The organism is Flavobacterium sp. JAS (genome assembly GCF_020991455.1).
Taxonomy (GTDB): domain Bacteria; phylum Bacteroidota; class Bacteroidia; order Flavobacteriales; family Flavobacteriaceae; genus Flavobacterium.
Genome location: NZ_JAJMOX010000001.1, coordinates 485,941 through 506,875 on the forward strand (window position 1 = coordinate 485,941; position 20,935 = coordinate 506,875).

General features: G+C 33.0%; 22 protein-coding genes. 12 read left to right on the forward strand and 10 right to left on the reverse strand.

Features of this window, described 5'->3' with window-relative positions; all coding sequences use genetic code 11:
- The first annotated feature begins 31 nt into the window (after positions 1-31).
- The 7 genes from LPB88_RS01990 to tsaB all read left to right on the forward strand — a co-directional run bounded on the left by LPB88_RS01990 (position 32) and on the right by tsaB (position 8,114).
- Complete coding sequence (locus LPB88_RS01990) at positions 32-733, forward strand: ABC transporter ATP-binding protein (protein ID WP_230712124.1); 702 nt, start codon at positions 32-34, stop codon at positions 731-733.
- A complete protein-coding gene (locus tag LPB88_RS01995; protein WP_230712125.1) occupies positions 726-1,970 on the forward strand; it encodes an ABC transporter permease in 1,245 nt (414 codons plus the stop codon). Before LPB88_RS01990 ends, LPB88_RS01995 begins: the two co-directional genes overlap by 8 nt.
- A gap of 2 nt (positions 1,971-1,972) precedes the next feature.
- Positions 1,973-3,238 (forward strand): ABC transporter permease, encoded by a 1,266-nt coding sequence (locus LPB88_RS02000; RefSeq protein WP_230712126.1) that lies wholly within the window; start codon positions 1,973-1,975, stop codon positions 3,236-3,238.
- Between the two features lie 38 nt (positions 3,239-3,276).
- Positions 3,277-4,395 carry an efflux RND transporter periplasmic adaptor subunit gene (locus tag LPB88_RS02005; RefSeq protein WP_230712127.1) on the forward strand — a complete coding sequence of 373 codons (1,119 nt, stop codon included), beginning with the start codon at positions 3,277-3,279 and terminating at the stop codon, positions 4,393-4,395.
- Between the two features lie 78 nt (positions 4,396-4,473).
- Positions 4,474-5,856 carry a TolC family protein gene (locus LPB88_RS02010; RefSeq protein ID WP_230712128.1) on the forward strand — a complete coding sequence of 461 codons (1,383 nt, stop codon included), beginning with the start codon at positions 4,474-4,476 and terminating at the stop codon, positions 5,854-5,856.
- 4 nt (positions 5,857-5,860) lie between these two features.
- A complete protein-coding gene (locus LPB88_RS02015; protein ID WP_230712129.1) occupies positions 5,861-7,153 on the forward strand; it encodes an efflux RND transporter periplasmic adaptor subunit in 1,293 nt (430 codons plus the stop codon).
- Between the two features lie 286 nt (positions 7,154-7,439).
- Positions 7,440-8,114 (forward strand): tRNA (adenosine(37)-N6)-threonylcarbamoyltransferase complex dimerization subunit type 1 TsaB, encoded by a 675-nt coding sequence (gene tsaB, locus LPB88_RS02020; protein WP_230712130.1) that lies wholly within the window; start codon positions 7,440-7,442, stop codon positions 8,112-8,114.
- A gap of 7 nt (positions 8,115-8,121) precedes the next feature.
- Here the strand turns inward: tsaB and LPB88_RS02025 are convergent, their stop codons facing one another.
- The 3 genes from LPB88_RS02025 to LPB88_RS02035 all read right to left on the reverse strand — a co-directional run bounded on the left by LPB88_RS02025 (position 8,122) and on the right by LPB88_RS02035 (position 10,478).
- A complete protein-coding gene (locus tag LPB88_RS02025; protein WP_230712131.1) occupies positions 8,122-8,931 on the reverse strand; it encodes a mechanosensitive ion channel family protein in 810 nt (269 codons plus the stop codon).
- 89 nt (positions 8,932-9,020) lie between these two features.
- A complete protein-coding gene (locus LPB88_RS02030; protein WP_230712132.1) occupies positions 9,021-9,428 on the reverse strand; it encodes a YtxH domain-containing protein in 408 nt (135 codons plus the stop codon).
- Between the two features lie 150 nt (positions 9,429-9,578).
- A complete protein-coding gene (locus tag LPB88_RS02035; RefSeq protein ID WP_230712133.1) occupies positions 9,579-10,478 on the reverse strand; it encodes a NifU family protein in 900 nt (299 codons plus the stop codon).
- Positions 10,479-10,621: 143 nt separating this feature from the next.
- On the opposite strand from LPB88_RS02035, the gene LPB88_RS02040 reads away from it, so the two are divergent.
- Positions 10,622-11,611, forward strand: a complete 990-nt coding sequence (locus LPB88_RS02040; RefSeq protein WP_230712134.1) for a type IX secretion system membrane protein PorP/SprF — start codon at positions 10,622-10,624, stop codon at positions 11,609-11,611.
- Between the two features lie 9 nt (positions 11,612-11,620).
- Complete coding sequence (locus LPB88_RS02045; RefSeq protein ID WP_230712135.1) at positions 11,621-12,139, forward strand: gamma carbonic anhydrase family protein; 519 nt, start codon at positions 11,621-11,623, stop codon at positions 12,137-12,139.
- A gap of 92 nt (positions 12,140-12,231) precedes the next feature.
- On the opposite strand, the gene LPB88_RS02050 is transcribed toward LPB88_RS02045, so the two are convergent.
- From LPB88_RS02050 to LPB88_RS02075, 6 genes are all read right to left on the reverse strand, one after another.
- Positions 12,232-12,948 carry a LytTR family DNA-binding domain-containing protein gene (locus LPB88_RS02050; RefSeq protein WP_230712136.1) on the reverse strand — a complete coding sequence of 239 codons (717 nt, stop codon included), beginning with the start codon at positions 12,946-12,948 and terminating at the stop codon, positions 12,232-12,234.
- A 107-nt stretch (positions 12,949-13,055) separates the two neighbouring features.
- Complete coding sequence (locus LPB88_RS02055; RefSeq protein WP_230712137.1) at positions 13,056-13,766, reverse strand: intradiol ring-cleavage dioxygenase; 711 nt, start codon at positions 13,764-13,766, stop codon at positions 13,056-13,058.
- Positions 13,767-13,778: 12 nt separating this feature from the next.
- Positions 13,779-14,888 carry a sensor histidine kinase gene (locus LPB88_RS02060; RefSeq protein WP_230712138.1) on the reverse strand — a complete coding sequence of 370 codons (1,110 nt, stop codon included), beginning with the start codon at positions 14,886-14,888 and terminating at the stop codon, positions 13,779-13,781.
- Positions 14,889-15,221 carry a DUF4907 domain-containing protein gene (locus tag LPB88_RS02065; protein WP_230712139.1) on the reverse strand — a complete coding sequence of 111 codons (333 nt, stop codon included), beginning with the start codon at positions 15,219-15,221 and terminating at the stop codon, positions 14,889-14,891.
- Positions 15,211-16,218, reverse strand: coding sequence for a kelch repeat-containing protein (locus tag LPB88_RS02070; protein ID WP_230712140.1), 1,008 nt, complete (start codon positions 16,216-16,218; stop codon positions 15,211-15,213). The genes LPB88_RS02065 and LPB88_RS02070 overlap by 11 nt, the downstream gene beginning before the upstream one ends.
- Before the next feature lie 16 nt (positions 16,219-16,234).
- The gene (locus LPB88_RS02075) at positions 16,235-16,996 is read right to left on the reverse strand and encodes a DUF6268 family outer membrane beta-barrel protein (RefSeq protein ID WP_230712141.1); all 762 of its coding nucleotides are present in this window, start codon (positions 16,994-16,996) and stop codon (positions 16,235-16,237) included.
- A gap of 311 nt (positions 16,997-17,307) precedes the next feature.
- On the opposite strand from LPB88_RS02075, the gene LPB88_RS02080 reads away from it, so the two are divergent.
- Positions 17,308-18,636, forward strand: coding sequence for a DUF4270 family protein (locus tag LPB88_RS02080; protein ID WP_230712142.1), 1,329 nt, complete (start codon positions 17,308-17,310; stop codon positions 18,634-18,636).
- Entirely contained in the window at positions 18,637-19,872 is a 1,236-nt protein-coding gene (locus LPB88_RS02085) for an aromatic hydrocarbon degradation protein (protein WP_230712143.1), read from the forward strand. It begins immediately after the preceding gene.
- 4 nt (positions 19,873-19,876) lie between these two features.
- Here LPB88_RS02085 and murI read toward each other — a convergent pair whose 3' ends face one another.
- Positions 19,877-20,653, reverse strand: coding sequence for a glutamate racemase (gene murI, locus LPB88_RS02090; protein WP_230712144.1), 777 nt, complete (start codon positions 20,651-20,653; stop codon positions 19,877-19,879).
- A gap of 114 nt (positions 20,654-20,767) precedes the next feature.
- On the opposite strand from murI, the gene LPB88_RS02095 reads away from it, so the two are divergent.
- Positions 20,768-20,932 (forward strand): bacteriocin, encoded by a 165-nt coding sequence (locus LPB88_RS02095; protein WP_230712145.1) that lies wholly within the window; start codon positions 20,768-20,770, stop codon positions 20,930-20,932.
- Positions 20,933-20,935 lie beyond the last annotated feature (3 nt).

Sequence of the window (20,935 nt, forward strand, 5' to 3'; positions counted from 1 at the left end):
TGTTATTATTGTTTTAAAATTTAACAATATCATGATCGAAATCAAAGATTTACACAAGTCCTATAAAATGGGAAGTTCAAGTTTACATGTGTTAAAGGGGATTAATTTTAATATTGCTGAAGGGGAATTAGTTGCTATTATGGGATCTTCGGGATCTGGTAAATCTACGCTCCTTAATATTTTAGGAATTCTTGATGAGGCAGATTCTGGTAATTATATTTTGGATAAAACTCCAATTAAAAACTTAAACGAAACGATAGCTTCAAAATATCGAAATAAGTTTTTAGGGTTTGTTTTTCAATCATTTAATTTAATAAATTATAAAACAGCACTCGATAATGTTGCTATGCCGTTGTACTATCAAGGTATAAAGAGAAAGGAACGTTATGATATTGCAATGAAATATTTGGAGAAAGTGGGCTTGGGTTCTCATTCTCACCACTTACCAAATGAACTTTCAGGAGGGCAAAAGCAACGTGTTGCGATTGCAAGAGCATTGGCGTCAAATCCTAAAGTTCTATTGGCAGATGAGCCAACGGGAGCTTTGGACACCAAAACTTCTTATGAGGTTATGGAACTTATTCAAGGAATTAACGACGAAGGAAAAACTATTTTGATCGTTACACACGAGCCTGATATTGCAGCCATGTGCAAAAGAAATGTGGTCCTGAAAGACGGATTAATTATCGATGATAAAATGGTAGAACAAGTTAGAGCTTCATCTTATGTTTAATATTGAGCGTTGGCAGGAAATTTTTGAGGCAATCTCAAAAAATCGGTTAAGAACATTTCTTACCGGAGTTTCTGTGGCTTCAGGTATTTTTATCCTTGTGATTTTGCTGGGTGCGGGTAAAGGGCTTCAAAACGGAATTGAAAAACAATTTGAACGTGATGCAGCAGGAATTATTGAAGTTTGGTCAGGAACAACTACTAAAGAATATAAAGGGTTAAATCCCGGGAGACAAATTCAGTATAGAGATGCTGATTACAACCAAGCTGTGCAGAAATTTGATGATAAGTTAGATTTAAGAGCATCGACTTATAATTATTGGGGAGCTCCGTTTTCGTATGGAAAAGAATCGGGAAGTTATCAATATAGAGGTGTTACTCCTGAATATGACGGAATTGAAAATTTAACAATAGTTCAAGGCCGATATATAAATGATAAAGATATGGCCAACAATGAGAAAGTGGCTTGTATTGGGATGAAGGTTAAAACGGATCTTTTTAAAGACAAAGATGCTCTTGGTAAAGAAATCATAATTAATGGTATCAATTTTAAAGTTGTTGGAGTCTTTACTGATCCGGGAGGTGAAAGAGAAGAAACGAGAGCTTATTTGCCTTTGACAACAGTACAAAGAGCTTTTGGGAACGGAGATAAAATTAGCAATTTGTTTTTTACGATGAAAAAAACAAATAATTACGATGAGGCTCTGGCACAATCTGAAAAGTTTACACAAGATTTGAAGGAATTGCTAAAAAGCAGAAACATGGTTGCTCCTGATGATGATGGCGGAGTTGGTGTTTATAATTCAGTTAAGGATGCTAAGCAATTTTATGACTTAAACCTTTACATCAGATTATTCTTTTGGTGGGTTGGTATTTGTACCATTATTGCCGGTGTTGTTGGGGTAAGTAATATTATGCTTATCATAGTAAAAGAAAGAACTAAAGAAATTGGAATTCGAAAAGCTTTGGGAGCATCTCCAATTTCAATTATTTCAATGATACTTCACGAATCTATTTTTATTACCACGATCGCTGGTTTTGTAGGATTGCTTGCAAGTTTATTATTGTTAGAATTTGTTGGTCCGATGGTGCAAAGTGAATATTTTCAAAATCCTCAGGTAGATTTCAATGTGGCATTAACGACACTTGCTTTACTTGTATTTGCAGGCGCAATGGCAGGATTTTTTCCAGCGTACAGAGCGGCTAAAATTAAACCTATTGTAGCACTTAGAGACGAATAATTATGTTTAAGAAAGATAATTGGGATGAGATTTTACAGGCTTTAACAGCCAATGTTTTCAGAACGGTTCTAACTGCTTTTGGGGTATTTTGGGGTATATTTATTTTAGTAATACTACTTGCGGCAGGAAATGGTTTGGAAAACGGTGTAAAAAAAGGCTTTGACGGAATCGCCACAAACACCATGTTTATGTGGAGTCAAACCACTTCTAAAGCTTATAAAGGACTGCCTAAAACGCGTCGTTATGATTTTAGAAATAGTGATGTAGCAGCATTAAAAGCAGCTTTACCGGATTTATTATATGTTTCGCCAAGAAATCAGTTAGGAGATTTTAACGGATCAAACAATGTGGTTCGTGGCACAAAAACTGCTGCATTTAACGTTTATGGAGATTATCCAGAGTTGATTAAACAGCAGCCAATGGATATTATTAAAGGACGTTTTGTAAATCAGCAGGATATTAATGAAAGAAGAAAAGTTGCTGTAATTGGTAAAGGAGTTATTAGTGGGCTTTACGGAAAAGAAGAAGAAACTGTTGGAAGTTATATAAAAATAAACGGCGTTAATTTTATGGTGGTTGGAGTTTATAATTCTAAACAGCAAGGAGGAAATGCAGAACAAGAACAGAAAAATATTTTTGTTCCGTTTACTACTTTTCAACAAGCCTTTAATTTTGGTGATAAAGTGGGGTGGATGGCACTTACTGCAAAGGATGAAACTTCTATTACGGCCTTAAAACCGAAAATTTTAGATTTGATTAAGTCCCTTCATTCTATTAATCCCACAGATGATCGTGCGGTTGGGAATTTCGATTTGTATGAACAATTCAATAAAGTACAAAGTTTGTTCAGCATCTTGAAAATCATTGCCTATTTTGTGGGAACATTAGTTTTAATTTCGGGAGTAATTGGTATTTCAAATATCATGCTTATTGTAGTTAAAGAACGTACCAAAGAAATTGGTATTCGTAGAGCTTTAGGAGCCACTCCGGGAGCTATTCGTGGACAAATTTTATCTGAATCTATATTTTTAACTATTATTTCAGGGATGTTGGGTATTGCCGTCGCAACCGGAATTATTGCAATTTTAAATATGGTATTAGCTTCTATGCCTCCCGACAGCAATACGATGTTTGCGAATCCAAGTGTTGACTTAGGGGTTGTATTTGTAGCCTTATTAATATTAGTAGGATCTGGTTTGCTGGCAGGATTTATTCCGGCTCAAACCGCAATTAATGTGAAGCCGGTAGATGCTTTACGTACAGAATAAATTATCAATCAAAAATAATCGATTAAACCAAGAACAAAATGAAAAAAGGAGTAACTGTAACCGTTTTAATTTTTATTGCTTTAGTTTTCTTTGGAGCGCTATACTATTTGTATGCTAAAAATCAAGAGTCGCCAATTGTCTTTAAAACAGAGAAAGCAGAAATTAAAACGATTGTAAAAAACACAATCGCAACAGGTAATATTCAACCAAATGAAGAGGTGCTAATCAAACCGAACATTTCTGGTATTATTGAAGAAGTTTATATCAAAGCAGGAGAGCAAATCAAAGCAGGAGATATGATTGCAAAAATTAGAGTTGTTGCAAACGTGTCTAATGTTAGCAGCACTCAAAATCAAGTGCAAACAGCTAAAATAGCTTTAGATAATGAAGAGAAAATTTTTAAAAGACAAAAAACTTTGTTTGATAAAGAGGTAATTTCGGCTAACGATTTTGATGCAGCCCAATTGGCTTACAAACAAGCTAAGCAAAACTATTTGGCTGCAAAACAAAGTTTGGATATCGTAAAAACCGGAACAACAACATCATTAGGAAATTATGCTAATACTTTGATTCGTTCAACAGTAAACGGAATGGTTTTGGCTGTTCCTGTAAAAGTTGGAAATCAGGTTATCGAAAGTAATAATTTTAATGAAGGAACTACAATTGCCAGCGTTGCAGATGTTGGAAGAATGATCTTTATTGGAAAAATTGACGAATCTGAAGTAGGTAAAATCAAAGAAAAAATGCCTATCGAGATTACTGTTGGAGCTATCGAAAACAAAAAATTCGTGGCAGTTTTAACAGATATTGCTCCAAAAGGAGTTACAGAAAATGGTGCGATTCAGTTTGAGATTAAAGCTTCTTTAGAAAATAAAGAAAAGACTTTTATCAGAGCGGGATTAAGTGCAAATGCATCCATTATATTAGAAAAAGCAGATAAAGTTTTGGCTATCAAAGAATCTTTAGTTCAATTTGACAAGAAAACTCAAAAACCATACGTTGAAATCGAAACTGTTCCTCAAAAATTTGAGAGAAAAGATTTGGTATTAGGCGTAAGCGACGGAATTTATGTTCAGGTTAAAAGTGGCATCAAAAACACAGATAGAATTAAAATCTGGAATCAGGGTTTAATTAGTGAAGGTGGTGAAAAAAAGTAATCTGAAATTCTAAAGGTTTTTTGGTTTTAAAAAATGTTAAATTTGCGTAGCCATCTGCTATGCTTTCATTCAAAATATATGAAAATAAATAAATATAATAGTCTTGTTTTTGCTGTGTTATTTGGACTTGGATTCTCAGGCCACGCACAATCAAAACAATGGACTCTGGAAGAATGTGTTCGATATGCACTGGACAATAATATCACAATAAAATTATCAGAACTAGACGTAAAAAATGCTAATATTGATAAAAAGGATGCATTTGGTAATTACCTTCCATCAGTAAGCGGTAATGCTTCACACTCCTGGAATATTGGTTTGAACCAGGATGTTACGACGGGAGTTTTGCGTAATCAGACAACTCAGTATTCATCTGTAGGTTTAAATGCCGGAGTTGATATTTATAAAGGTTTACAAAATCAAAATACTTACCGAAGAAGTAAACTCGCTATTATAGCTTCACAATATCAATTGCTGAAAATGCAGGAAGATATTTCGCTAAATGTGGCTAATGCTTTTCTTCAGATTCTATCTTATAAAGAAGAATTAAAAGTAAAAAAAGAACAGTTAACGATTGATGAAAAACGTTTGGCACGTTCTGAAGAAATGGTAAATGCAGGAACAATCCCAAGAGGAGATTTGTATGACCTAAAAGCTACTATTGCAACAGATCAACAGGCTATTACAGTTTCGGAAAATAACTTATTGATTTCTAAATTAAGTTTAGCGCAGCTTTTACAACTAAAAGAATTTGCTGATTTTGATGTAGTTGACGATACAAATGCAAAAGATGAAAACAATATCATGGCACAAAGCCCAACCGATATTTATAATAAAGCAAAAGAAACGAGAACAGAATTAAAACTAGCGCAAACAAATCTTGAAATCGCTCAGAAAAATGTAGCAATTGCAAGAGGAGCTTATCAGCCAACACTTAGAGGTTTTTATGGTTTTAATACAAGAGCAAGTTATAGTGATCAGGTTAAATTGGATGCAAATAACCAGCCGTATACTGTAGGGCCAGCTCCAATATTTCAACAGTTTAGCGATAACAAAGGACATAATTTTGGTTTTCAATTAGATGTTCCAATTTTTAACGGTTTTTCTGTTAGAAATAATGTAGAGCGTAATAAAGTAAGTTTAGAGAAATCTAAAATAGATTTAGAGCAAAAAAGTTTAGATTTGCAACGTAATGTGTATACTGCTTTTACAAATGCAAAAGGAGCTTTAAATACTTATGAATCATCAACGGTAACATTAGAAGCAAGACAACAGGCTTATAATTATGCTAAAGAAAAGTATGATGTAGGTTTAATGAATTCTTTTGATTTTACACAGGCTCAAACATTATTGACTAATGCGCAGTCAGATGTTATTAGAACAAAATACGATTACATGTTTAAAGTAAAGATACTTGAATTCTATTTTGGAATTCCAATTGTCCCGATTATCAAAAAATAGTTATATGAAAAAAAAGACGGTTTATTTCTTAGTAGGCGGAGCGCTAATTATAATTTTTGCTTTGGTTGGTCTTTCGAAATCGGGAGTAATAGGAAATAAGGATGAAGGTAAAGAAGTTGAAGTTTCAAAAGTAATGGCTTCCACAATTGTCGAGACAGTTTCGGCAACTGGTAAAATTCAGCCGGAAATTGAAGTAAAACTTTCTTCAATGGTTTCGGGTGAGATTATCGCATTAAATGTAAAAGAAGGTCAGGTTGTAAAAAAAGGAGATTTGTTAGTAAAAATAAATCCTGATTTATATACATCAGGACTAGAAAGATCTGTCGCAAATTTATCAGGTACAAAAGCGGGTTTAACACAATCTGAAGCTAGTTATAAAGAAGCTAAGGCGAGTTATGAGCGTAATAAAACACTATATGATAAAGGTGTAATTTCAAAATCAGATTGGGATAAATCGGTTTCTACTTATGAAGTAGCAAAAGCCACTAAACAAAGTTCTTATTACAATGTTCAGAGTGCATCAGCGTCTGTAACAGAAGCTAAAGATAATCTAGGACGTACTTTAATTTATGCTCCTGCAGATGGAACGATTTCAGTATTGAATGTTGAACTAGGTGAGCGCGTTTTAGGGACACAACAAATGGCGGGAACAGAGCTTTTGAGAGTGGCAAACCTAAACAACATGGAAGTTGAAGTTGATGTAAACGAAAATGATATTGTTAAAGTAAAAATAGGTGATGCAGCTAATGTTGAAGTAGATGCTTATCTTAAAAAGAAATTTAAAGGTACAGTAACCAGTATTTCTAACTCAGCAAGTACAACTTTAACCTCAGATCAGGTAACTAATTTTAAAGTTAAAGTTCGTATTTTAAAAGAATCATATCAGGATTTATTAGAAGGTCAGCCAAGTACATATTCGCCTTTTAGACCAGGAATGACAGCTACTGTTGATATTATTACCAGAACTAAAAATAATGTTTTGGCTGTGCCAATTAGTTCTGTTGTTGTAAAATCAGACACAACTGCGGTAAAAGATTTTAAAGTAGAAGATCCAAACGAAGACAAAAAAGCAGCTCCAAAAAGCGATAAGAAATTTGAATGCGTTTTTGTAAAAGTTGGTGATAAAGCAAAAATAAGAATCATTAAAACCGGAATTCAGGACGATACTAATATCGAAGTAATGTCAGGACTAAAATCTGGTGATGTTGTGATTACCGGACCATATACAACGGTTTCTAAAGATTTGAACTCTGGTGATAAAGTGAAGCTTAAAAAAGCAGATACCGCTAAGAAATAATTTGGATTATGATTTCATTATGTGGTAGTCCTCCGGATGGTTTCTTTCAAATTATAGAAATTGGATTAATTACTTTATCAATATTTCTTTTTTATGTTCATTACAAAGCATATAAAAGCCAATATTATAATGAAGAATATGTTTATTTTTCCACTGGTAGAAAGTTTTTAATTTACATAGGTTTTTTGGCAATAAGTTTATGTATTACTCCTGTAGTGATTTTAATATCTTTTTTCATTTATGCAGGATTGTTCAAATAAATAATTAATTTTTAAAAATAAACACATTGTCTTTTATTCTCAATATCGAAACGGCTACGAAAAACTGTTCAGTATCTATTGCAAAAAATGGAGAAACCATTTTATGTAAAGAAATTGCCGAAGAAGGCTATTCACACGCCGAAAAACTACATGTTTTTATTGAAGAAATAATAGAAGCAGCCGGAATAAACGTTCAGGATTTAGCAGCAATTGCAGTAAGTCAGGGACCTGGGTCTTATACAGGATTAAGAATTGGGGTTTCGGCAGCAAAAGGATTGTGTTTTGCTTTAAATATTCCGTTGATTGCAGTTGATACCTTACAAACATTAGCTTCTCAGGTTAAAGTTTCTGATGGAAAAATAATTCCAATGTTAGACGCCAGAAGAATGGAAGTTTACAGTGAAGTTTTTAATTCTAAATTAGACGTAGAAAGAGGTATTGAAGCGGAAGTTATTACAGAAGATTCTTTTGCGGCATATACAGAGGTGCTTTATTTTGTTGGTGATTGTGCTGATAAATGTAAATCTGTTTTAACAAAAGACAATTTTGTATTTTTAGAAGAAATAAAATACCCTTCAGCTTCGGCAATGAGTAAAATCAGTTATGATAAATATCAAAAAAGCGACACTGTAGATGTCGCTTATTTTGAACCGTATTATTTAAAAGATTTTATGATGACATTGCCATCAAAAAAACAATAAAACTATTTTATTTTTGAAGTGTAAAAGGTTGGATTTTGATTCCGGCCTCATCAAGGGCAGCTTTACAATTCTCTAAAGTTTCAGAGAAAACAGCTCCATAATTTACATTTTTAGCCCACGGACGTACTGCAAATTCTACAGAACTAGCGGTTAAGTTTTTTACGAAAACTTCCGGAGCCGGCTTTTTAAGTACTTTAGGATTTGTATTTAAAACATTCAAAAGAACTTCCTTCGCTTTTTTAATATCCGAATCATATGAAACAGCAAAAGTCAAATCGGCTCTTCTTTCTCCTTGCATCGAGTAGTTAATAATTGTACCGTTTGACAAAGCGCCATTTGGTACAAAAACAGTTTGATTATTGGCAGTAAGCATCTTGGTTACAAAAATCTGAATTTCTACAACCGTTGCAATTACACCTTGTGATTCAATAGTATCACCAACTTTAAAAGGCTTGAATACAATAATTAACATTCCACCGGCAAAGTTAGAAAGCGAACCTTGTAATGACAAACCTACCGCAAGTCCCATTGCTCCTAAAATAGCAACAAAAGACGAAGTTTCGATACCCAGTTTTGAAATAAAAGTTACAAATAATAAAATTCGGAGTGCCCATATTAAGATATCCGAAAGGAATTTTGTTAATGTAGGATCTAAATTTCTTTGAATCATTATTTTGGTAATAATTCTATTGATTAATCTGATGGCATATATACCAACAAATAAAATTAAAAATGCCGAAATTAATTTAGGCGAATAATCAACTAATACGTCAATGAATTTTGTGGCGTAATTACTAAGTTGTTCAGGACTCATCATGTTTATTGAATAAAAAAACCTTCTCAAAAAGAGAAGGTATATTAGTGGTGCAAATATAAAGATATTTCTTTTATAAGAAAAATAAGTATCTATTCCTTGTCTGTAGTTTCGTCAATAACTTTATTTGTAGCATCTTCAGTTTTTTCGCTAACATCGGCTACAGTTTCAGATGCAATTGTTTTAGTATCGTTAGTAAGATCACTAGCTTTTTCTTTTACAGTGTCAATTACATCGCTTAATGAATCTGATGCTTTTTCTACATATTCGCTCACAATATCTTTTGCCTGATGTGCATACTCTGCAGCACTGTCCAATATTGGTTCTGAAGCTTCTTTAGCTTTTGCGATTGTTTCTTCGGCAAAAGTTTCTGCTTTTTCTACATAAGGTGCAGCAGCTTCTTTAGCTTGTTCAATAGTACTTTCTGCCTGATTGGCCAAATCTGTAGCAGTTTCTTTGGCTGAGCCAAATAAATTCTTAAAAAATGATGATACTCCCATGGGTTGAATTTTGATTTGTTAATAATACAATATTAAATCTTTTTTACAAGAATTGGAGTGTTATTGTTAAAATAATTTACTGATAATAAATGAGATATAAAAAAAGCGTCTACCAATGGCAGACGCTTTGTATTTTTAAAGAACGTACTATTATGCGTTCAAAGCTTCAACTTTAATCCCTTCGTCATTCAACATGCTTTTTAGCATATTTTCAATTCCGCTTTTTAAAGTAAAAGTAGATGAAGGGCAACCGCTGCAAGCACCTTGCAGAATTACTTTTACCGTTTTGTCCTCTTCATTATATGAATCAAAAGCAATATTTCCACCATCAGCTGCAACCGCTGGTTTTACATACTCTTCTAAGATATTGATGATTTGTTGAGAAGTTACATCCAGTTTGTCAAAAGCCTCATCTTTGGTAATATCATTTTTAGTAGCAACTTCAATTAAAGTTTCGTCTAAAACAGTTCCTCCGTTTTCGATAAATTGTTTGATGAAAGATCTTACTTCCAATGTGATTTCGTCCCAATTATTAATGTCATATTTAGTTACCGAAATATAATTTTCATCAATAAAAACCTCTTTTACATAAGGAAATTTGAATAATTCTTTTGCAAGAGGAGAAGAAGCTGTCTGATCGATATTCTTATATTCGACTGCGTTTCTGGTTAACATTCTGCTAACCACAAATTTTAAGGCAGCAGGATTTGGAGTTGTTTCTCCATAAACGGTAATAGGCTGTTTTTTTGTTGTAGCTTCGTCAACTTTTATAATAACCCCACCTTTTTCAACAAATGCTTCAATTTGTTCAGCAACAGCGTCTTTAACGTCATCCCATTCTACAATACTGTATCTTTCGATAGCAATAAAATTTCCTGAAATATAAACTGTTTTTACAAACGGAAGATAGAATAATTGTTGTGCTAATGGCGATGCTTGTGCTTCATCGATATTTTTAAATTCAAAACTTTGATTTTGGGTAATGAAATCTTCAAACTCAAACTTTAAGATCGTTGGATTTTGAGTTTCTTTTATGGTGATTTTTGTCATGAGTTGTAATTTTTTACAAATTTAGTAAAGTTATTTTCTACTAATACCTATATTTGATTTTTTAATAAAATAATTAAGACTCTTTTCAAATAAATCGTATTAAATTATGAGAGTCAAAAATTTAAGCAAACAAAATTGCCTTTATGGAATTTAGAATCAGGGTTTTATTCATTTTTTTAATCACATCATTTTATTCTTATTCACAAGAGGGGATTCCGGTTTATTCAGATTATTTATCAGATAATTACTATTTAATTCATCCGTCAATGGCGGGAGCTTCAAATTGTGCAAAAATAAGGTTGACGGCGAGAAAACAATGGTTTGGTCAGGAAGATGCACCATCGCTTCAAACCTTAAGTATGAACGGAAGAATTGGAGAAAGATCAGGAGCCGGTATAATTCTATTTAATGATAAAAATGGTTATCATTCTCAAAAGGGAGTGAAGCTTACTTATGCACATCATATTATGTTTTCGAGAGATGAAATCGATTTAAATCAGCTTTCGTTTGGTATAAATGCAGGTTTGATCCAAAATCAATTAGACGAAACTTCATTTGGAGGTACTTTTGATCCAATTGTTTATGGTCAAATTCAGAAAGATTCTTATTTTAATATGGATGTTGGAGCCTCATATAACTATTTAGATTTTTATGCTCACGCAACCGTTCAGGGTTTGTTAGAAACCAGAAGAGATTTATATACAGATTATGAAAGTGATAATTTGAGAAAGTATTTACTTAGTGCAGGATATGTTTTTGGGAAAAGAGAGAATATTACTTGGGAACCATCTATTTTGTTTCAATTATTTGATAAAACAAAACAGAAATCTATCGATTTAAACATGAAAGCTTATAAGAATATGGATTTTGGAAGTTTATGGGCTGCATTATCTTATAGAAGAAGTTTTGACGGTGCACAATATAGTGCCGGGAGCGGTGTCTCATCTCAAAAATTACAATATTTTACTCCTATAATTGGAGTGAACTTCAATAATTTTATGTTTGCTTATACCTATTCTCAGGTTGTGGGCGATGTGAAATTTGATACTGGCGGCTATCACCAGATTACTTTGGGAATTAATTTATTTTGTAAAAAGGAGCGTTACGACTGTAATTGTCCTGCTATTAATTAAATCAATATTATGTTAATCAAGTCTGTAAACGGAAAAACACCTCAAATTCCTGAGGATTGTTATGTTGCCGAAAATGCCACAATTGTTGGTGATGTTACTTTTGGAGCATCTTGTAGTGTTTGGTTTAATGCCGTAATTCGTGGAGATGTTCACTTTATCAAAATAGGAAATAAAGTAAATATCCAGGATGGAGCAATTATACATTGTACCTATCAAAAGCACCCTACGATTATCGGTAATAATGTTTCAATAGGACACAATGCTATCGTACACGGTTGTACAGTTCATGACAATGTTTTGATTGGGATGGGCGCTATTGTAATGGATAATTGTGTGATAGAAAGCAATTCTATTGTGGCAGCCGGAGCAGTTTTAACTCAAAATACGGTTGTAACTTCTGGAAGTATTTATGCCGGTGTTCCTGCTAAAAAAGTAAAAGACATCGATCAATCTGATTTTGCGGGTGAAATCGAGCGTATTTCAAACAATTATGTAATGTATTCTGGCTGGTTTAAAAACGAAGAATAAAGTATTAAATAATAAAAATTTCAAATTCCAAATTCCAATCACATCATACTCTATTGGAATTTGGAATTTCTATTTTTTGGAATTTTACAAATTTATAAGTTGATCCTTTCAAAGAAAGCATTTTTGTAGCTTTCACTAATCGGAATTCGTTTGTCACTAATCAAAACCTTATTTTTTTGAATGGATTTTACATGTTTTATATTAATAATATAAGACCTGTGGATTCTTGAAAATCCTTTGCTGAAGAGTAAGTTTTCTAACTTTATTAAACTAATTAAGGTGAGGGTAAATTTATTGTCTGTTGTATAAATCTTTACATAATCTTTTAGACCTTCAATAAACAGAATGTCCGAAAAATTCATTTTTACATTTTCATATTCAGCCCTTACAAACATAAAATCCTGTTCTAATTCCGGAGCAGTTGTGTTTTCGGAAATAGCCTGAATAGCTGTAGCCGGGTTTAAGACTTGTTGTGCCCTTACAACCGATTTTAAAAAACGATGAAACGGAATTGGTTTTACCAAATAATCAACCGCGCCAAGATTAAATCCTTCAACAGCATAATCAGAATAGGCTGTTGTGAAAATAATTAATGGCTTTTTTTCGATAGTATTCAAAAAATCTATACCAGAGAAATGTGGCATCTGTATGTCCAGAAATATCAAATCAATACTGTTTTGATTGATAAAGGAAACAGCATCAATTGCATTATTAAAAGTGCTGACTAATTCGAGTGAATCTACTTTTCGAACAAAATCTTCTAATAATTCAACCGCTAAAGGTTCATCGTCTATAATTACACATTTCATCTGTTGGAGATTAGATTTTTAAAAGTCCTGTTTTGGTGCTCAAAATTAGTTTGTAACCAATGAATTAAGTTTTAAAATTTTCATAAAAAACAAAATTCATTTCGATACTATCCGTTTACTGTAATGGTTTTGCTTAACGTGTAACCATCTGTCAAATTTCCAGTCAATGTTGCTAATTCATCAGCTAAACTATCCGAAAAAACATTGTCTCTTGTATTCGAAGTATCGGCTTGACCGTGAGCAGCATAACTTGTACTTGAATATACTTCGCTTGAAACATTTTCAGGAAAAGCAATTTGCGTTACCAATAATGATGAACCACTGGTAGTCATTACTTCAACATGTATATGCGGCGCTCTGCCTTGATACCAGCCCGGAAAAATAGAAATAAACGAAACTTCTCCTTTTGAATTTGTTGTTTGTCTGCCTCTTAAAAAATGAACCGAAGTATAATCCGTTTGCTGCATCGAAGTTCCTCCGTATTCTGAGTAATTTCCATCTTTATCACAATGCCAGACATCTACAAAAACACCCTCTAAAGGAGAACAGTTATTGTTTTTATTTTCGATTGTCAGATTAATAAGTAAAGCTACGCCAATTCGATCAGATTTTATGTTTTCTAATACCAGTTGGCTAGGTGTTTTAATAGGGAATGGCCCTTTGGTTTCGGCAGGAGAAACTGTGCAGCTTCCGTCGGTGGACGTATTTGTGCCTGAATCGTCATTGTCACTTTTAGAACAAGATTCTAATAATTTAGAGGTTGTTGCCAAAGATGCAATTCCTAATATACCGTTTCGTATGAATTTTTTTCTGTCCATAATTGGTTGTGTTTAATTGATGGTGTTTTGTATTTCATCTAATTTTAAATTCAAATGCACACGATAATATTGATTGTCTTGGGTAATCGTGAGTTCATGTGCATCCGGATAAAGCAAATCCAGTCGGTTTTGAATATTCACTAATCCAATTCCCGAATTTTCAGGATCTTTTATATAGTTTTCAATGGTGTTTTCGATCCAAAAATCAAGGCTGTTTTCCAGAATAAAAATCTTAATTTTTACGTGAGCTGCGCCTTTATAATCGGTGCCGTATTTAAAGGCATTTTCAACAAACGAAATCAATAACAAAGGCTCAATAAATTTGTTTTTGGTATCGCCATGAACATTTATAACAATGTCTTCGATGTTATTAAGTCTCAGTTTTTGTAATTCGATATAATTCTGAATATAATTGATTTCCTTTACTAAAGCCACCGTTTTATTGTCTGTTTCATAAAGCATATAACGCATTAGTTCAGACAATGTGACGATGGCATCAGGGACCAAATCAGATTTTTTGTGAGCCAGAGAATAAATACTATTTAAGGAATTGAATAGAAAATGCGGATTGGTTTGTTTGCGCAAATAAATCAATTCAGTATTTGTTCTGTGTGTCTCGGCAATAAGTTTGTTTTGTTGGTTGTTATAAAATTCTGTGAGTGTTCTTATAGCGGCACTTATGGTAATGATTAAAATATAGAAAAGCGATGGACCAATTTTGAAAAAAAGAGGTTGTCTTCTCTCTATTATGAGATGTTTGCCTCGCGGAAAAGTATTGGGACCAATTGGCATTGCTCTTGAAGGCATAATATCCGAGGGTTTTAAATGTCTGAACTCTGGAATAAAATAATTGATTCTGATAATCATGAAAATAGCAATCAGAATAAGAACAAAAGCAAAATAGAGCCAATATTTTTTTTGCAGAAGCAAAGCCGGAACCAAGTAAAAATAGTTCAGATAAAACAATATAATTCCAGTGAACCATTGTACATAAAAGTCATTATTGATCCTGAACGGACTCTCATAAAATTGAATTAAAGAAGTCAGAATAAAGAAAACCCATATCATGCAATGGAATAAAATTTTATTAGAACTTGTATTTCTAATGGTATCTATTTTCATTTATAATTTTATTTTTAATAAAATTAAATCATTTTTCGTTACCGTCGGTGATATCTGCTGATTGAGTTTGTCAACCACTAAATGTGCCACTTTTAATGCATCATCTTCTGTCGAAAAGCTTTTTGAATCACGTATTACAGGTATTATGGATTGCTTGATTATGATTTTGCTTTTGTAAGTAATTGAATATCCCCAACCTGATTTTGTTTGAAATGCTTCCGATTTAAAAGCTTCGTTTTTTGTGCAGGCAGCAAATTGTAAAACAAGCAAAAGAAACAGTAAATTCTTCTGGATTGTAGCCCAGAAGAATTTCAATTTTGTATTAATTATCATCGTCATTTTGCGCTTCTAAAGGTTTAAACTCCCAAGCATCATCAAAGTAAGTTGAACCTATTCTTCCTAACATATAAAAACCACGATTGTTTATGGCAAAACCTACAGCATCTGCTCGTATAGCACCTTCCATTGGAGTTCTTTCTACCCATAAATCAGTAGACGGAATATATTCCCAAACTGTTTTGATACTTTCACCACCCACAACATATCCAAGTCCGTTTATAGAAAAACTAGAAGCATTTGCACGTGTAATTGCATAATCGTCGTTGTAAGTTGGATCATCATCTGTGTCTTTGTCAATATCACGTTTTCTGGTCCAGACATCCGTTGACGGATCAAATTCCCAAAAATCTTCCTGATAAACGCCATTATTGATACCGGTTATCAAATATGCTTTGTTCTCAATTACAAAAACAGTAGCATTACGTCTTTTGTTTCCGCTAAAACCATTTACAAGAGTCCAGGTATTTGTCTGATCATTGTATTGATAAAAATCTTTTAGATAATTCCCGTCGTAACCCGTTCCAAAATAAGCTTTTCCGCCCACCTGAAAACCTACGGCTGCATAACGGCCAGTTCCTCCAAAATCAGTTTTTTGAGTCCAGGTATTATTGGTAGGATCGTATTGGTAAAAATCTTTCAATTTATTGGTTCCGTCATAACCAAGACCAATATATCCTTTATCGTTTAGTGTAAAAGCCGAAGCAGAACTTCTGCCAGCGCCTATAAAATCAGCTTTTTGTTCCCAATAATCTCCATTAGAGTTGTATGCCCATAAATCTTTTAAATATACATCTCCGGTATAACCAGTTGCCACATAAGCATAATCTCCTATAACAAAACTAGTAGCACTGGATCGTGCAGGGCCATCAAATGCCGATTTTTTAACCCAGTTTCCTACTAAATCATCATCGTCATCATTATTACTACAGCCTATAAAAATGAGGCTTGAAAATAGTGCCGCGAATAATATTCCTTTTTTTAAATTATTCATAGTGTATTAAATTTATTTATTGTTTGTATTTGATCCCAATGCCTAAAATATATCCGTTGCCTGTGTTGAAATCATAGATATTATGATTGTCGTTATCAATTAGGTTATATTTTTTATTAAAGTCATATCCGGCTTTAAAATTTAGAAACCAGTTTTTAGTAACATTTCTTTCATACTCAAAAGCCGAAGTCATTTGCGATAAACTCGCTTTGGTGGCATTTTCATACAGCTTGTTTTGATTGTCTAAATGATAAAAATTTCCATTGAAGCTATTCGTTAAACTGAATTTATTTCGGATGTTATTGGAGTACGAAATATTCGAATCCGGGAACCCTATCAATACATTGCTTTGCTCATTTATTTTATAGTTTATCGACAACGTTGGAATGAATTTGGGATAACCAAAAATGGCTGTTCTTGCCAATCCAATTTTAATATTAGTCTTTGAATTTAATTGCTGATTAACAGCAACACTTCCAAAAAGTAAAAAATCAGAAGCATCTGGATTTTGCTGAAAATTTAGAGATGGCGTGATCTCCAATTCCAGTTTTGTTGTATTTGAAACTTCATGTTTGATTTCAAACTTATTTTGAATCTGATTAAACTGATCTGGATTTTCAATATCTTTAAAGCTGTCTAATTCATAATTCACTTTCAAATTTGAATATTCTAATGTGTTTGTTATTTGATTTTTAGCATTTAATTTTTTACTGAAAAGGATTCCAATATTACTTTCGTTAAAATCAATTTTATCTGTTGGTTCTGTTTTCAAATTCATATTTACGGAAAAATTTTCCTGAGCTTTCATACTGAAAAATGAAATTGAAAAAATCGAACAAATTAAAAACCTTGTTTTCATTACTTATTTATTGGTTCAAAAGTAGGTGGCTAATGGTTTTAAAAAAAAGAAGATATATGTATGGCTCTTTTTGATAGACTAAATAGCCCTTTTTAAGGCTGAATGAAGTATTTGGCGGTAATAAACTGTTATAGATGATTTTCTGCTATTTATAGGCTAAAAATGCGTGACTGTATATGTTATAGTGTAGTGCAGAAGAGTGCATTTTATATTTGTTCAAAAAATTGATTATGCACAAGTTTATATTAATGTTCTTTTTTGCGCTATCGTTAATCTCATGTGGTACAGATACAGATGCCGGCGAGTTTGTTGTTGGGTCTGATTATTTGGCCTTGAGTAATAAAGTTGTTTTGATAGATACTCTTACGGTTGATATGTCTACCATAAATTTGGATTCGCTTGTAACTTCAGGGCAAAGCCGAATTTTGATTGGAAATTATGACGATCCCATTTTTGGAAAGGTAAAGTCAGACAGCTATTTTCAATTATCGTCTGCTACGTATACTTTAGTAAATAATGGTTCAGATACAGAATCTGTTAATTATGTTTTTGATTCTATTTCGATGATTTTAAAATATGATAACTATTATTTTGGAGACACTACAAAGGTGCAGACATTTGATATCCATCGATTGATTCAGAAAGTAAAACCCAACACAGAGGATAATAATTTCTATAACAATTCGACCTTGAATTATAGTGCAGAAAGTCTTGGTACGATCTCCTATAAACCTCGCCCAACGGAAAAAGATTCGATCAATATTAAAATGAGTGATGCATTTGGAGAAGAACTTTTTCAGAAATTAAAGAAAAGAGAAGTCACGGATTTTGACACGTTCACAGAATACTTGAAAGGATTTGTTTTAGTGCCTTCTTCTTCTAATTCTTCCAGTGTAATTGGTTTTAGTACTACTACCAGTAAAATTAGGCTGTATTATTCAAAATACAAGGCAGATACTGAAGAGACGCCTTATATTATGGATTTCACTATACTTGACAATACAAAACAGTTCAACTCTGTTTCATCGGATAAATCCGGAACTTTGCTCCAGAATCTGCCCGGAACAACAGGCAAGTTGTCAAGTTCCTTAACCAATCAGCAAGGATTTATTCAGTCCGGAACGGGGGTTTCCTGCAGAATTGATTTTCCCAATATCAAAGAGTTAAAAAAAATAGCCGCAAATGGGGCTATTGTTGCTGCCGAACTCGTTTTGAAACCAGTTAATAATTCTTATTCAGATAAATATCCTTTGGCCGATTCTTTAAGTGTTTATGTAGCCGATAATTTGAACAGGATTAGCGCGCCTTTGCTAAATTCTGCCGGAGCAGCAGTATATGGAATTTTAAATAAGAAGAGCGATGAGTTCAACGAAAACATTGGCTATACAATTCCTATAGGAGGTTTTCTGCAAAAAGAAATGTTGAAACAATCAGATTCCAAATCTTCTTTGCTTCTTAATTTACCCGGAATTTCTAAAGCAGTCAACAGAGTTGTTTTAGGAGATCAAAAACATTTGAACAATAAAATTCAATTGAAAATTTATTACATCTCTTATTAAATGAAAAATAAAATAGTTTATTTAAGTGGCGCCATTTTAATGTCGTTGACTTCATTTGCTCAAAGTATTTCAAGTTCTCCTTATTCATTATACGGAGTTGGAAGTTTATACGATTCTGATTTTGGATCGCTTCCGTCAATTGGTTCTTCGGGTATTGCATTGCCTTCGGATACTTTTATAAATAACTTAAATCCGGCGTCATTAGGTTATTTACCACAGAGTCATTTTATGTTTGATATTGGAGGAAAAGCTATTGCTACAACGTATCAAAGTGGTTCAAGAAGCGAAAAGCGTAATAATTTTCAATTTTCGCATATAGCTTTTGCATTTCCGGTTACTAAAAACTCCGGATTTAGTGTTGCCTTGCGTCCTTATTCCAGTGCAGCATTTAAAATTTCTAATCTTAAACTACCAATTTCGGACAGCCAGGAATATTATTATCTAACTGCAGCGGGTTCCGGAGGATTAAATAATTTTGATTTTTCGTATGGATATCGATTTGGGAAAAAATTATCGGTAGGAGCGTCGGCAGCAGTTTTGTTCGGAAATACTGAGGATGACAGAAGTTTTCTTATTGCAAATTCTATAACGACGATAAATAAAAAAACAAATTATACGGGTTTGCGAGCTACTTTTGGTGCCCAGTATAAAATTGATTCGACCTTTACAATTGCTTCAACATTTAAGTTGCCAGCACAAATTGGAGCTTCTAAAGTTCAGTCGGTTCAAACGATAGCAAATGATGTTGCAACGAGTGTAGAATCGAATGTAGCAACAGATACAGATGATTATTATATGCCTTTAGAAATTGGAGTAGGAGTGAGCAAACGTTTTAAAAACAATTTAAACGTGACTCTTGATTATGAAAAGAGTTTATGGAACAATACCAATCAGTCTGAGCTATATGGAAATTTTGTTAATCAAGACAGATTTGCACTTGGTTTTTCTTATAACTCCAGAAAAAATGCCAGAAGATATTGGGACACGGTTCAGTATTCTACAGGTTTGAATTTTGATACCGGTTATCTTGAAGTCGACGGAAAAAGAGTTAATAATTCAGCAATTTCTTTTGGAGTTTCGCTGCCAATTGAAAACACTTTTTCCGCCGTTAATATTTCTTATTCTTATGGACAAAAAGGAAGAATCTCAGATAATCTTATCAAAGAAAACTACCATAAAATATCCTTGAATTTATCTTTGGATGGGATATGGTTCGTCAAGCGAAAAATAGAGTAGCGGTTTAAAAATCTTTTTCGATTACCGGATATTTATAATTTAAAATCGATTTTAAAACTTCAGGATTTGAGTTTACATAAAAAGTAGGATCGCCATTTTGAGTATCGGTAAAACCAACTTTTTCGCGTAAGACATTTTGAGTTTGTCTTGCAACTGCTTCGCCTGAATCAATAATTTGAATATGTTCCGGCAGAATCTTTTTTATCTGTGGAATCAAATACGGATAGTGGCTACAACCTAATACCAGATAGTCAATATTTGCATCAATCATTGGTTGTAAATATGATTCTAATAATTGAGTCATCTCTGGCGAATTTAGATTTCCGTCTTCAATAAGCTGTACAAGTCCATGACCAACTTGCTCGATTATTGTAGTATGCTGAAACATTTCGGCAGTTTTATTAAATAACTCACTATTAAGCGTTCCTTTTGTAGCCAGAATACCAATCACTTGTGTTTTCGAATTATTAGCTGCAGGTTTTATTGCAGGTTCAATTCCTATAAACGGAACATCATATTCAGCACGAAGTTCTCTTATGGCATTCGTTGTAGCCGTGTTGCAGGCAACAACGATAATTTTACAATTTTGCTCCAGTAAAAAATCAACATTTTTTTTGCTCAACGCAACAATTTCTTCTTTGGTTCTTTGACCATAAGGAGCATTTTTACTATCGGCTAAATAAATTGTTTTTTCGTTTGGAAGTAGTTCATGAATGGCGCTCCAGATGGAAGTTCCTCCAATACCAGAATCAAAAACGCCTATAGGATTGTTGTTCGTCATATTACAAAGTTACATATTTCTACGTTTTTCTACTATCAGGATGCTAAATAAATAAGTTAATAAAATGTAAAAAAAGTACTATATTTACTATTCAACCTTAAAACAATTATAACTATGAAATTTGTAAAAAATTGCGAGAAATTAACAAAAGAAGAGCTTAAAAGTATTAATGGTGGAAATTTTCCATATTGTCCGGTTGGCAAAATTTGCTATAGAGGAGACGATGCAAATGGGCTTCCTATTTTTGATTGTGTACCAACAACAACTACATGCCCTTAAAAA